The organism is Pontibacter sp. GD7, from assembly GCF_058216375.1.
The window spans coordinates 296,522-311,336 of record NZ_JBYZMP010000004.1 but is presented as its reverse complement, the minus strand read 5'-3'; the positions used below and the strand labels follow the sequence as shown (position 1 = coordinate 311,336).

The following is a 14,815-nucleotide window of genomic DNA, read 5'->3' as shown; positions in this document are numbered from 1 at the left end:
TAAGCCAGCATGTTTAAATGCTATACTTGACCTCAGTTTCTTGATCAGAAATGATCCTGCCAAAGCTTATTAGCTGCAATAATGCCGCTTAAGCAAACGCCAACTATTCCCTGTCCAGGGTAAACAGTATCACCGCACACGTAAGCCCCTTTATGGTCGAGTCGTGCATCTTTCATCTGCCAGGGTTTGATGTTACGATATTGCGGGTAACCACCAACAGCCCCGTAAGCCCTGTTGGTCCAGAAGATCCATGCACCTGGCGTAGCCGATTGACTGTAAACTATACTTTCTTGTTCAAGCAGGCCAGCATTTTCAAGGGTATCAAGTATGGCCTGCTCTACCTGCGCCTTATCGCTTATATGCAGATTTTCCGGATGCGGTACGTGGGTACTAACCGAGGCGAGGACCTCCCCTGCTTTGGATCTTTGCATATCTTTTGGATGGCTGAAACTGATGAAAATGCTATTACTGCCGATTACAGACAACCCCTCCGGAACATGCACCTGGTGATGCAGCACTTTTACCGGCTCCTGCAGGCGCAACACAAGCGACATGGTAAAGGCGCCATTCAGTTTTTCTGAAGACAACAGGTACGGTTGCAGACTGCCTTTTATTTTTGCATCAGAGAAGATCTCTGCAGTATTATTTAACGGAATGCCACTGATCACGTAACGGCTTAGATAGCTGGCTTTAGAGGTTGTCACCTTGTAGCCTGTTTGCAATGTTTCTACCTGCCTTACCTGCTGGCCATACTTTATCTCGCCTCCATGCTGCTCAATGTAACGCACCACAGGCTTTACCAGGTTGATCAGTCCCCCATCTACATAATAGTTCGAGTATAGCGTATAGCAAAGGGCTGTGGCGCCGAAGAGCTCATTTACCTCATGGGCATGGTTCTGTGCGGTAATCAGCAACTGCTCGTTCACAAAGTCTGTAAACAGGCGGTTATCATGCAATTTATACTTGCGCAGCATATCCTGCATGGTTCTGAAGGCGGCAGGCAACAACTTTACCTGGGCAGGTCGCGCACGTTTTATACTTAGCAGCAAGTCCTTGAGGTTAGAAAACGGAAAACTGCGTTGCTCCAGGGAGGTACGCCATACTTGCTGGCTGATACCATAGCAATGTTCCCAGAACTCCCGCTGCTTATACTTGCCGAACACACGCTCCGCTTCCTGTATCCAGTCTTCCAGCTTCGTGTAACGAAGCAGTACCTCACCGTTTGGCAAATGCACTTGCATGGGTGGCTCCAGTTTGCGTACAGGTATCTCCAAGCCAAGTTCATCCACTAAGTAGCGCAATGGCATGTGCTCATCTAAACCAACCAGGGTGGTAGCCCCCGTCTCGAACCAGTAGCCTTTGCGCTTGTAAGACGTGGCGCAACCGCCGGGGTACTTGGCTTGCTCAAGCACGCATACTTTGAGTCCGCGCTTCGCCAGTAATGCCGCAGCCGAAAGCGATCCAAACCCAGAGCCTACAAGTATAACGTCATAGTCCATATACATCTTTAACTGCTTCTCTAAACCGGAAGCTGCTATATTTGTTAAGTTTTAGACACATACAAAAAGTATAAAATGGGAGATAAACAGGTAATCAGTGTGTTAGGATGCGGGTGGCTTGGCTTGCCGCTGGCAACGCAACTTGTAAAGGCAGGTTATACCGTAAAAGGGTCTACAACATCCCCGGAAAAATTGGAGTTACTAAAAGAAAGCGGAATACAGCCTTACCTGATAAACCTGCATCCGGATAATAAACAAAGTGATGATCTTGAAAAATTTCTTAAAGCTGATGTCTTAGTGCTCAACATCCCTCCCAAGCTGAGATCTGATGGCGGAAAGGGCTATCTGGAGCAACTTAAAACCTTATTAAAAGCCTTGATTGATTCGGAAGTAAGCCGTGTGCTTTTTGTTTCATCCACGTCAGTGTACCAGGACCTGAACCGGATCGTAACCGAAGAAGACATCAGCTTTACAGACGAACAGGAACCAGACCATATGCTGTTGCAGGCAGAGCGTCTTTTCCAGGACCGGGAAGATTGGGTAACGACCATCGTGCGCTTTGGCGGGCTGGTTGGTGGCGACAGGCACCCAGGCAAGTTCCTGGCTGGTAAAAAGCACCTGCCAAACGGCGATGCGCCGGTAAACATGATACACCTGGAGGATTGTGTAGCCATAATTAGCCGCATAATAGAGCAGGACAAGTGGGGCAAAGTATACAATGCCTGCGCCGACGCACACCCGCTCCGCAAAGAGTTTTTCCCGGAGGCAGCCAGGCGCCTCGGCCTTACCCCACCGGAATTCGACGATATGCAGGAAACACACTTTAAACTGATCAATAGCCAGAAACTGAAAGATGACCTGGCCTACGTGTTCCTGCACCCCGACCCAATGTATTTCTTTTAGTACCTTTGTGTTTGATTGTTACTTGTTGGCTGGTTGTATAGTCAATTTATATAGTAGTCCCCACTTTGAAGTGTAGGGGGCAGGGGGATGATAATCGTTCACTGATTCCCCTACTTGGAGCAGGGCCGCTTCATTCTAACTTTTCTGTCATCCTGGAAGGATCTTGGGGGCTGGGAGGACAAGCTTAACCTCCGGGGGTAGGGGCCCTCTTTCTCTCACAAATTTCTTTACAGAATGACAGAAGTTTTTTTACTTTTTTATTAGAATGAAACGCCCCTGCTCCTTGGAGGGGTTAGGGGTGGGTCAAACGCAATCAGATTCAAACAACTGGTAACAATCAGCAAGCAAAAATCTACAATGAATATAATAGTCATAGGTGGCGGAGCGGCTGGTTTTTTTGGGGCAATTGCCTGTGCCAAAGCAAACCCCGAAGCGCAGGTAACCATACTTGAGAAATCAAACAAGCTGCTTTCCAAAGTAAGGGTGTCTGGGGGTGGCCGCTGCAACGTAACGCACCACTGCTTTGTGCCATCTGTGCTTTCACAGCATTACCCACGCGGAGCTAAACAGCTAAAAGAGGCCTTTAAGGTATTTGGAGCCACAGAAACAATTGCCTGGTTCGAGAAAAGAGGCGTAAAATTGAAGGCAGAGGCAGATGGGCGTATGTTTCCGGTCACTGATAACTCCGAGACCATCATAGACTGCCTGCTACAGGAAGCCAGGCGCGTCGGGGTTAGTATAAAAACCAGTACCGGCGTTGAGAAAATCATACCGCAAAGTATAAACGGAGAGTCAAATGGTTTTAAACTCGACCTGAGTAATGGCCAAAGTATAACTGCTGACAAGGTGCTCGTATGCACAGGCGGTAACCCTAAATCGCAGTCTTATGACTGGCTGCGTGCCTTAGGCCATGAGATACAGGAGCCTGTGCCTTCTTTGTTTACCTTCAACGTACCCAACAATGCCCTGAAAGACCTGATGGGGGTATCGGTGCCTAAAGCGAAAGTGCGCATCGCAGGCCAGAAACTGGAGTACGAAGGACCGCTGCTGATCACACATTGGGGCTATAGCGGACCCGCCGTGCTGAAACTGTCTGCCTGGGGTGCGCGCCTGTTCCATGACCTTGGCTATACTTTTACGGCCCTGATCAACTGGATTCCGGATTACACAGAAGAAGCCCTTCGTGAACAGTTACAACAATACAGACAGGCTCACCCTAAAAAAGTAGTCAGCTCTAACCCGATGTTCGGACTTCCGCAGCGCCTATGGAAAGCTTTAACCATACTTGCCGAAATTCCGGAAGAAACCCGTTGGGCAGAACTTCCGGGCAAAAACACCAACAAACTAGTAGAGGCTTTACATCGGGCCCCCTTCGAGGTAAAAGGCAAAACTACATTTAAAGAAGAATTCGTTACCTGCGGAGGCGTGGATCTGAGCCAGGTAAACATGAAGACCATGGAAAGCCGTGTACACCCTGGTTTATACTTTGCCGGCGAGGTACTGAACATAGATGGCATAACAGGTGGCTTCAACTTTCAGGCAGCCTGGACAACTGGCTACCTGGCCGGACAGGCCATGGCTTCTTCTCTCTGATGCTGTAAATATTAAAATATCCATAAGCAACAAATTTTATCTGATATCAGTACACCTGCATATTAAAAGATAAAAATGTTAAACTATGGAAAATAATAAGGAAGTATACTCAACCGTACACCATCTGATTGAGCGTTGCAAAGACGGTGAAAAAGGGTATAAAACTGCAGCTGAAGACGTTGAGGACAAAGACCTGAAAGACCTTTTTAAAAAGTATGCAGTGCAGCGCGACAGCATGATCACAGAGCTTCAGGACTACCTGCACAGGATCGGCCATACCGACACCGAGTCCAGCTCTATCGAAGGTACCATTCACCGTGCCTGGATCGATCTGAAATCTGCGTTGTCATCCAAGGACAGAACCCGTGTGTTGGAGGAATGTGAGCGTGGCGAGGACTATGCCGTTAGTGCTTACCAGGACGCCCTGAAAAAGGACCTGCCTGCAGAGTTGAAGGCCATTGTGCAACAGCAATACAACGATGTTAAGAGCGCCCACGACCATATCAGATCGCTTCGTGATGCAGCCAAAAGCGCATAAACTTATTTAAGTATACTTAGGAAAGGAGCCCTCGTGCTCCTTTTTTTATTTCAGGTAAATTCACTCACTGGTTTATACGTATGCAGCAATCCTTTTACACCGAAATAGAAGAAGCATTGAGTAAGGGCCTGATAGAACCCAGGTTGCTTAGCCAGGAACAAATAACCAACCTCCCTCCTTTGTTGCAGCGTTACATGCAGGTGGCTGGATTCCTGGATAGGCCCGTTGCACAGAACATGTACCTGGAGTGGCAGGACACTTACCTGAAGCTTAAACCCGGTAAAGACTGGATGCCGATCAGCTGCTCACAATTTAATGCAGTTCACCCGCCTATGCGGGTTGCTTTTATGGCTGGTAAAATGCTGGGACTGGCGCCCCTTACTGGGCAGGACATGTATAAAAACGGTATGGGCAATATGCTAATAAAGCTGGCCGGATTTACGCTTAGCGATGCCAAAGGCCCGGAAATGAATGCCTCCGCACTTGTCACCTTTCTATCAGAGGCTATCCTGCTGCCCGGTGCTATACTTAGCGGGTATATTTACTGGCAGCAAGTCAGTGACGAGAAGTTAGAGGCTAGTATCCGGGATGCCGGTATTAGTGTAAAAGGTGAATTTCGTTTTAATGCCGATGGATTGCCGGTTGCTTTCGAGACATCAGACAGATATTACTCCACGAGTGGCAGCGCATATGAACAATACCCCTGGACGGCCTACTACCTGAAGTATAAAAATACGAATGGTTATACTTTACCCTCCGAACTAAAGGCTGCCTGGCAATTGCCACAAGGTGAGTATACTTACTTTAAAGGGTTCATCAAGCGGGTTATCTATAACGTGGAGCATTTGGAGGATCTGGAAGTATAAAGGGAGGGCCTGAAATGCAACAAGGGTGGGATCCGTCTGATCTCACCCTTGTTATATCTAACTGCGTAAACAGTCAGCTTAATCTTCCAACCTTTTTATGATACTCCTTTTACGCCCTGCCTTAAGCTTGGTTACGAAAGAACCTTAAATAATTAAAATATTTTTTTGGCGGGGCAGAAAGGGCCTGAAAAAACAAAAAGGCTGACGTTTCAAGTCAGCCTTTTCTAACAGCTTTAGAAGTTTTTAAGCTTCCAAACACTGTATAGTATATATAACGCCAGATCACTGGCAAGGTTACATTTCCTTCAGAAAAATATTAGAACCTTCTCTTTCTGAAACCACCACGGTCACCGCCTCTTTCGCCGCGCTCGCCTCTTCCGAAACCGCCACGATCTCCGCGATCACCACCAAAGCCGCGATCTCTGTCGCCACCGCCACGACGGTCACGGTCTCTGAATGAGCCGCCTCCGCCTCCGCTTCTGCGTCTTTCGCCGCCAGAGCGTCCGCTAAAGCCGAAATCTTCACGGTCGCCGCCTTCTTTCGGGCCAGAGCCTTTTTTCTGCGATTTCTCTACCACGATAGAGCGTCCTTCGTAATCCGTGCGGTTTACGTTGGCCACGATCTCGGCAGTAAATTCGGTTGGCACCTCCACAAAGCTGAACTTGTCGTACAGGTCGATATCACCTACCTGGCTGGCAGGGATGCTTGAGTTCTGAGCAAGAAGATCGATCAGGTCGCGTGGGTGTACTCTGTCTTTTTTACCGATAGTGATAAACAGACGGTCCATACCCTCTTTGGTTGCACCCAGGCCTTTCTCAGCCTCAGCACCCTTCTCTTTCACCTTCTGCTCTTTCAGGCTCATCTTCAATAGCGCAGCGGCTACGTCAAGCGGAGTAAAGCCTTCCGTTTCGTTCACGAAACGCTCGATGCGTGCAACATGCTTGGCAAGGTGTCCTTTCTCCAGCACTTCTTTCACTTTATCAAAGAAAAGGTTTGTACGGATCTCGTTCACATCTTCAAGCGATGGCACCTGCTGCAATACGATCTTCGCCTTGGTATAGCGCATGATGTCTTTTAGCTTGTAGCCATCTGTACGGCCACCAACAAACGAGAACGCCTTACCAGACTTACCGGCACGGCCTGTACGGCCAATACGGTGTACATAAGATTCTTCGTCCTGAGGCAGGTCGTAGTTAAATACAGCCTCTACATTTTCTACGTCAAGGCCACGAGCAGCCACGTCAGTAGCTACCAGTATCTCCAGTGTTCCGTTACGGAACTTGTTCATCACGTTAGAGCGCTGGTTCTGGTTCATGTCACCATGCAGACCATCGGCAAAGTAACCGCGTGCCTGTAAGCCAGACACAAGGTCATCCACCATACGCTTTGTATTACAGAAAATAATGGCCGACTTCAGGTTATACATGTCCAGCAGGCGCGAAAGCACCTCCTGCTTCATGTTGTTTCTTACCTCGAAGTATACCTGGTCTATATTGCTTACTGTCAGCTCCTGGTGTACTACCTTTACCAATACCGGGTCTGTCTGATAACGCTTGGTCATCTCCATGATCGGCTTAGACATGGTAGCAGAGAAGAAGATTGTCTGGCGGTCTTCCGGGATGCGCTCAAGCACATACTCAATATCCTCACGGAAGCCCATGTCCAACATTTCGTCCGCCTCATCCAGGATGATCTTGGTAACGTTATCCAGTACCAGCGTACCGCGGTCGATGTGGTCCATTACACGGCCTGGCGTACCGATCACGATCTGCACACCCTGCTTCAGGGCACGCAGCTGACGGTCGTAGCTCTGTCCACCATAAATTGGAACGGTGCTGATGCCAGACTTATACTTAGCCAGCTTCTGGATCTCACCGGAAACCTGGATCGCCAACTCACGGGTAGGGCAAAGAATAAGCGCCTGTACGTTTCTGTTGTTTGGATCAATGCTTTCGATGGTAGGAATACCAAAGGCGGCAGTCTTGCCAGTACCCGTCTGGGCCTGACCGATAATATCTTTTCCTTCTAAAACTACAGGGATTGCTGCTGTCTGGATGGGAGAGGCTTCTTCGAAACCCATGTCTGCGATTGCTCGCTGAACTTCCTGCGAAAGCGGAAGCTCATCAAATCTGATTTTGTTCATCTAATTACTTATAACTTTTAAGACATATCTGGAAGCAGTCTGCTAATTAACCTATCTCTACGCAGAGAGAGCGACATGAAAAACTTAAAACAACCAGTATATGCCAAAAAACGGTGTACCCAGTTATACAGTAATCAGACCGTGTCCAAATCGGCCGCAAAGGTACGCACATTTATTTTAATAAACTATTTTATTTCTATCCAAGTATAGCTACCCCAAAATCGGGTGGGTTCACCTGTTTATTAAGGCTGTTTACTTATAATTTCAGATAATTTAATTTAACCAATATTTATTTTATATTTTTATACCAATAATTAAATTATTTATTAAAATAGGTAACTTAATATACTTTCACACGTTAAAACGGTCAGTTCACCCTTAAAATCAGTACGTTCACCATATATAGTATTTTCAAATATATAGTTTTTGCTTTTGCACCGTAAACACAAACAAAACACACCCAAACCCAACATAACCAGAACCCTTATGACAACAATTTGACCCAAGACCACTAACCGACCAATCATCATTTTATTTCGTGTGACAAGTCTTATTTACCTAGGCTAATGAGAAGCAGGCAAGCCGCCTGAACAGCTAGTTAAATAAACCTTAAACCCTTTAGTCCTTAATTCATTATGTTACACTTTTCCAAAATTTCAACTCAAGGCAAAGATTTTAACCTGATAGCCTCCGGTGCTTTAGCATTCAAGATCCACAACAAGATCCTGAAAGACGACTGTTTTCAGCAGGGTACCAAGATCTCGCGCAACATGCTGCTGGGCAGCGCACCTGCCCGATCAGCTAACACTGACAAGAAGAAAGTATTCTTCGTGATTATCTCAGATGTAGACAGAACGAACATCGAGTCGCTGTGCCAGATGATCAAAGAAGAAAAGGCAAAAGGCAGCTATGCCGTTTGCCAGGTGATTCCGTTATACTACAACGAGCCTTCTTTTAAAGCATTAAAGATGCTGCGTCAGACTTTTGACGAAGTAATGGAACTGAGCAAGTTTAACCTGGGTAGCAGCAAGGCACTTATCACGCCTGAGCAACAGCACTGCCTGATCACTGACTACTCTTTATCCATGGCCCGCATCATGTACCACGTGTGCGTGCAGGACACAAGCTCGCAACTTCAGCCTGTTGTTAAAGAACAGGAGCCGGCTTATGCATAATTAAGCCAGCCTGAGCATAAAACTTCAACAGCCCTTTCCTGCACAGGAAGGGCTGTTGTGTTTATTACTAGTTGATGACCTTAAAACGTCAAAATATCCCCAACATGGACTGTTGAAAATTTCCGGTTCAATTCCCGCTCTTGGTATATGGCGCTTTTGTTACAGATCAACAGCCTGCAAAAATCTTTCAAAGTATAATTTGTGCAATGCAGCCGCTTTGCTGTATCTTTAAAGTATAGATCTATACTTATGCCCTCAGTTTTTAAGATATACTCCTCCTCTGCCGGCTCCGGTAAAACATACCACCTTACTAAAGAGTACCTGAAGCTTGCGCTGCACACGCCTAATCCGGATTATTACCGTTCCATACTGGCCATTACGTTTACCAACGATGCGGCCGCCGAAATGAAAGAGCGTATACTTGCCGCGCTGCGAAACTTTAACGACACCAACCTGCCCGATAAGGAAAAGGCGAAGAGTGAGAGCCTGCTGCAAAGTATAACCGAAGACCTGCAAAAGGAATACCCTGAGGAACACCTCGACGTGGAGGAAGTACGCAGAAGGGCAGCAAACCTGTTCCGGCAGATACTCTATAACTACTCCGACTTCAGCGTGAGCACCATAGACAGTTTCGTGAACAAGATCGTGCAGGCCTTTACGCGGGAGCTGAACATACCCCACAACTTTGAGGTTGACCTGGACTCTAATGCCTTGCTGAGCACGGCGGTATCACTGTTGCTTGACAAGGTGAACGACGCCAAAGACGACCTTCTGTCACAGACCCTGGAGCAGTATGTGCTGGAGAAAGCCCGTGAAGGCAAAAGCTGGACCTTATTGGCCGAAGACCTGATGGACTTTGCCAGAAACCTGCTGAACGAACAGGTATACGAAGCCATCACCGATATTCAGCAACTGAGCCTGGAGGACTTTAAACTGGTGCGCGAGCAGTTGTTTGAGGCAAAAAGGAAAATAGAAGAGGCCGTGCAGGAAGCAGGAATGCAGGGCATGCAGCTGATCGAAAATGCCGACCTCTCCCCTTCCGATTTTTTCCAGGGCAATCGCGGCATTTGGGGTTACCTGAACAAGTGGGCAAATAAAGACATAGACCTGAACTATGGCAACAACTTTGCACGCCAAAGTATAGAAGACGATAAGTGGTATGCCGGAAAAGCCAGCGCCTATACCAAAAGCCAGATAGATAGTATAAAACAGCAACTCACCGACTTATACTACCACATCGAAAGAATAAAAACCGTGTACGCCGAAACCTATACGTTGATACAGCAGATCGTGCCACACCTTTACAAGGTATCGGTGCTGAATGAGTTGGAGAAATGCCTGCAGGAAATAAAGCTGGACCGCAACACGGTGCATATCTCTGAGTTCAATAAGCGCATTATTGACATTGTGCTGCAGGAGCCGGTACCGTTTATCTATGAGAGACTAGGCGAAAAGTATAACCACATCCTGATTGATGAGTTTCAGGATACTTCGGTGCTGCAATGGAACAACCTGTTGCCGCTGGTAGACAATGCCCTGGCATCAGGGCACTTCAGCATGGTGGTAGGCGATGCCAAGCAGGCCATTTACCGTTGGCGCGGCGGCGAGATGGAGCAGATCCTGCACCTCTACAAAAGATCAACCAGGCAACTGTACGAGAACCGCAAACATGGTCCGCTTATTAAAGAGCGCTACGACTCCGTGGACCAGGCCCTGCTGCCAGATAACCTCAAAACCAATTACCGCAGTCGTTCCGAGATCATCGAGTTCAACAACGAACTGTTCAGCTTTATAAGCGAGGGGCACCCGGAGTTTAGCATGTTCACGTCCATCTACGACGAGGACTTTAAGCAGCAGACACCAGCCGGCAGCCAGAATAATGGCGGTCATATACAGGTGCTGTTTACCCACGATGATGACCTGAACTACAAGTATGACCTGAACAGTTGCCAGCGCATTGATCAGTTTTACGATGGATACCAGCATGAAAAGGCATTGACCTACGATGAAAGCACGCTGAACATGGTGCTGCAGCTGGTAACGGAGGCCATGGCGGAAGGCTACGAGCTGAAAGACATGGCTATACTTTGCCGCACCAATATCAAAAGTAAATTGATAGCCAATTTCCTGAAAGAGCGCAAGTTCGACATCATCTCGCAGGACTCGCTTTCGCTGCAATTTGCTGAAGTGATCAACCTATTGGTGGCAATGTTCCGGGTTTTTAACCGTCCCAACGATTCACTTGCAAAATCAGAGGCGCTATACCTTGTTTGCAAAGTGGCGCTGGGCGCCGTACCGGACGTGGAAATGACAAAAAGAATTGCCGACATTGCCAACGACAAGGAGAACCAGACATTCTTCGAACAGCTTCGTGTATTTGGCTTTGACGTGCAGGAACGTGAAACAGGCAACCTCTCTATCTACGAACTGACTGAAAAGCTTATCCGGATCTTTAACCTGCTGGGCAAGAATAACGAGAGCGAATACCTTTTCCGGTTCCTGGACCTGGTGCTGGAGTACAGCCTGAAACACAGCAATAACCTGAACAATTTCCTGACATACTGGGATGTGCAGAAAGAAAAGCTAAGTATAAACACCCCCAAGGACCGCAACGCCATCACCATTACCAGCATCCATAAATCCAAGGGCCTGGCCTACCCTATCGTGATCATACCGTTTGCCGATTGGAGCACAGAGCCCAAGCGCGGATCGCTGATGTGGAGCCAGTTGCCGGAAGAGATCAGTGTTACTGGCAAGCTGCGCAGTGTGGCCGTAAATATTAGTTCTAAACTCGAAAATACCATACTTACCAAACAGTACAGCACCGAGATAGAGAAAACCTTTATCGAGAACCTGAACATGCTGTATGTGGCCCTTACCCGCCCCATCAACAGGCTGTACCTAATCGGCAACGCGAAAGACCTGCAGGACGAGCGGAAGGCACCAAAGTTGGAAGGACAGGCGAAAAACGTGAGCCATTTGCTATACCGCTACCTGCTGCACAAAGAAATGTGGGAGTTCGGAAAGCATTGCTACCAACTGGCAAAAGGTAGTGTGGGTGTGCAGCATAAGCGCCTGGATTTGAGCCATACTTATTTTCTGGAAAACCTGGTGGCCAGCGATTGGGAGCAGCGCCTTAAAATAAAACAGCACGCCAACAACGTGTTCGACTTTGATACCCAGGCCAGGCAACGCCAGCTGAACCGCAAGCTGCATTTTGCCCTGGCACGCATTGCCTTTGCCTCTGAGCTGGATGCAGTGCTTCGCCAAATGGTATACGAGGGCATTATAAGCGAACGTGAGAAGCCGGAAATGCGTACTAAGCTGGCGCAGGTACTGAACCACCCCGAACTGGCCCGTTATTTTACTGAGAAAGTCGCCGTGGAGCACGAGAAAGAAGTGCTGGATGCCAGGGCCTACCTGTATAAACCCGACCGCATTGTGTTCGACAGCGAGGGTGTAGTGCTGATAGAGTTTAAAACACCGCCACCCGAGCCGGCACATCGGAACAAACTAGACCATTACGCTGTACGCTTCCGGCAACTTGGCTATAAAAAAGTAAAGTGCATACTATACTACTTCGATACACAACAGGTATTAACGTGGATTTACGGCACTAAACCGGCAGAACAGCTAGGGCTTTCGTTTTAATTCTATAATTTGTGAGCTGTTACAAGCATTTTAACAGCGTAATGTATTTCCTGTCTGGATTGAGAAAGCCTGTTTGCACTGTGGTGGCAATGCAGCTTAATTTGCTAACCGGCTGTGCATAAGTATAAACCATGCAAAACTACAAGAACTTAAAAGTAGATCTTACCAACTGTGACAAAGAGCCTATTCACATCATAGGCCGGATTCAGCCGCATGGTTTCATGATGATCCTGGACAAGTCGAGCCTGACCATACTTCAGATAAGTCAGAATATTAAGGACTTTCTACAAGTTAACGATACGTATCTGCCGGGCAGCAACCTAAGCGCTATACTTTCGCCTGATGAGCATGCCACCCTATTAAATCAGATCACCAGCAGTGCAATGGTTAGTCCGCAGATGGTGGTGATGCAGCAAAACAACTTTTTTGGTTACATAAGCCAAAGCGATGACAAGCTGGTACTGGAATTTGAGCCCATGAGCATGGCCCTGAACGAGAACAGGCTGCAAAACATGCTCAGTTACTCCCAGTTCCATGCCGAGCTAAACAACCTGCCCAGCTTCGAAGAGCAGACCAATGCCTTGGTTGCGTATGTGCAGCAACTGCTGGACTATGACCGTGTAATGCTCTATGTTTTTGACCAGGACTGGCACGGAGAAGTAATCGCCGAGAAAGTGAAGCCGGGGGTCAGATCATACCTGCACCACCATTTCCCGTCTTCGGACATACCGGCTCAGGCACGCGAACTATTGTTGCTCAAGCATGTACGTCAAATAGCCGATGTAAACGCCGGTGCCGTTGATATCATACCATACTTTGACCCCAGAACCGGCGCACCTACAAACATCATCCAATCGGAGCTCCGCAACCCTTCAGAAATACACCTGGAGTACCTGCGCAACATGGAGGTTGGGGCCACATTGTCTGTGTCTATTATCGTGCAGGGCCGTTTATGGGGAATTATCGCTTGCCAGCATCAGTCTGCGCTTTTCACGAATTTCTGGAAGCGGCAAACCTGCCTGTTTGCTGCCCTAACCTTTGCCAACACCATTCTGGCATACCAGGAGAAGGCAGACCAGCAGAAGATGGCCCGTTACCGCAATGTCAGCAAGAAGCTTGTCGCGCAGGTACAGGCAGAAGACAGCCTGTCCAAAGGGCTTTTAAATGGCGAGGTGGACGTGTTTGACCTCTCGGAGGCACTTGGCGTGGCAGTATGCCTGGAAGGACGCATCGAGACAAAAGGCATTACGCCATCACCCGGGCAAATTCAGCAAATACTTCAGTTGCTTTCCACCCTGGAGTTTGATCAGGTTTTTACTACGCGCGAAATGTCAAAGCACATTCCAGAAGCAGCTGCCTACCGCGAAGTGGCCAGCGGAATGCTTGCTGTTGAAATATCAAGGTATAACAAAGAGTTTATACTTTTCTTCAAACCAGAGATAAAGGAAACACGGATTTGGGCGGGCAATCCCGAAAAGCCGGAACCAGGTGCTGATGCCCGTATACATCCACGCGAATCTTTCAATAAATGGGAAGAAACTGTCAGGGGTAAATCAATGCCTTGGTCTGCAGGAGACACAGCGATCGCCTATATCTTTCAGAAAGAAATTGTGGCTATGCTGATGCAGCGACAAGCCGAGAAGCTCTCAGAAATGAACGAAGAACTGAACGCCTCGTCTGAGGACCTGCAACGGAAAAATAAAAAACTGGAGGACTTTACACAGATCATAGCACACAACCTGCGATCGCCTATGAGCAACATTAAAGGCTTATACGACCTGTACAACGCAGAGCCCAGCCCGGAAACAAGCAAAGAGGTAATGAGGCGCATGAGTAAAATGATAGACAACATGTCTGCTACGATTGACGACCTGAATCTTGTGCTACGATCTGCTACCACCGATGAGCAAAATAAAGAGACCGTACACCTCGCCGACCTGATCGAGAAAGAGGTGCAGAACCAAATGCCTACCATCAGTAAAACAAGTGCCAGGATTGAAACAGACCTGCAGGTACCAGACCTGCACGCGCCCAAAGTTTACCTGGAAAGTATCCTGCACAACCTGCTGTCCAATGCCCTGAAGTATAGGTCAGACAACAGAGTACCCGCCATACTTATAAAAACTTGGTCAGACGCAACGAAGGTTTACCTCTCTGTGTCGGATAACGGCCTGGGTGTAGACATGGAAAAAGCAGGGCAACGAATGTTTGGCCTGTATAACACATTCCATCGCAACAAAGACTCGAAGGGCATTGGCTTGTACTTGACAAAAACACAGGTAGAGCTTATTGGCGGTGTTATAAGTATAGAAAGCATGCCGGACCAAGGCACTACCTTTACCATAGCCTTCCCGGCATCCATTGCAAACAAGCAGCATTAAAATGTATTGCTCAAGGCTTACAAAGTATGGCTGAAATTATACTTGCCTGCAGTGATTAAGTATAGA

Annotated in this window: 9 protein-coding genes; 7 read left to right on the top strand and 2 right to left on the bottom strand. The window is 47.7% G+C overall.

The window, feature by feature from the left end:
• Nucleotides 1-44 precede the first annotated feature (44 nt).
• Nucleotides 45-1,505, bottom strand: coding sequence for a phytoene desaturase family protein (locus AC4BAP_RS08740; protein ID WP_490582250.1), 1,461 nt, complete (start codon nt 1,503-1,505; stop codon nt 45-47).
• Between the two features lie 69 nt (nt 1,506-1,574).
• Here AC4BAP_RS08740 and AC4BAP_RS08735 point away from each other — a divergent pair, with 69 nt between their 5' ends.
• From AC4BAP_RS08735 to AC4BAP_RS08720, 4 genes are all read left to right on the top strand, one after another.
• On the top strand, nt 1,575-2,402 hold the full coding sequence (locus AC4BAP_RS08735; RefSeq protein ID WP_490582249.1) for an SDR family oxidoreductase: 828 nt from the start codon (nt 1,575-1,577) through the stop codon (nt 2,400-2,402).
• 357 nt (nt 2,403-2,759) lie between these two features.
• Entirely contained in the window at nt 2,760-3,995 is a 1,236-nt protein-coding gene (locus AC4BAP_RS08730) for a BaiN/RdsA family NAD(P)/FAD-dependent oxidoreductase (protein WP_490582248.1), read from the top strand.
• An 85-nt stretch (nt 3,996-4,080) separates the two neighbouring features.
• Nucleotides 4,081-4,533: a ferritin-like domain-containing protein gene (locus AC4BAP_RS08725; RefSeq protein WP_490582247.1), complete on the top strand. Its 453-nt coding sequence runs from the start codon at nt 4,081-4,083 to the stop codon at nt 4,531-4,533.
• A gap of 80 nt (nt 4,534-4,613) precedes the next feature.
• Nucleotides 4,614-5,399 (top strand): DUF6544 family protein, encoded by a 786-nt coding sequence (locus AC4BAP_RS08720; RefSeq protein ID WP_490582246.1) that lies wholly within the window; start codon nt 4,614-4,616, stop codon nt 5,397-5,399.
• A gap of 316 nt (nt 5,400-5,715) precedes the next feature.
• On the opposite strand, the gene AC4BAP_RS08715 is transcribed toward AC4BAP_RS08720, so the two are convergent.
• Nucleotides 5,716-7,542, bottom strand: coding sequence for a DEAD/DEAH box helicase (locus AC4BAP_RS08715; protein WP_490582245.1), 1,827 nt, complete (start codon nt 7,540-7,542; stop codon nt 5,716-5,718).
• A gap of 635 nt (nt 7,543-8,177) precedes the next feature.
• On the opposite strand from AC4BAP_RS08715, the gene AC4BAP_RS08710 reads away from it, so the two are divergent.
• The 3 genes from AC4BAP_RS08710 to AC4BAP_RS08700 all read left to right on the top strand — a co-directional run bounded on the left by AC4BAP_RS08710 (nt 8,178) and on the right by AC4BAP_RS08700 (nt 14,749).
• On the top strand, nt 8,178-8,717 hold the full coding sequence (locus AC4BAP_RS08710) for a hypothetical protein (RefSeq protein ID WP_490582244.1): 540 nt from the start codon (nt 8,178-8,180) through the stop codon (nt 8,715-8,717).
• A gap of 249 nt (nt 8,718-8,966) precedes the next feature.
• On the top strand, nt 8,967-12,368 hold the full coding sequence (locus AC4BAP_RS08705) for a UvrD-helicase domain-containing protein (RefSeq protein WP_490582243.1): 3,402 nt from the start codon (nt 8,967-8,969) through the stop codon (nt 12,366-12,368).
• 131 nt (nt 12,369-12,499) lie between these two features.
• Nucleotides 12,500-14,749: an ATP-binding protein gene (locus AC4BAP_RS08700; protein WP_490582242.1), complete on the top strand. Its 2,250-nt coding sequence runs from the start codon at nt 12,500-12,502 to the stop codon at nt 14,747-14,749.
• Nucleotides 14,750-14,815 lie beyond the last annotated feature (66 nt).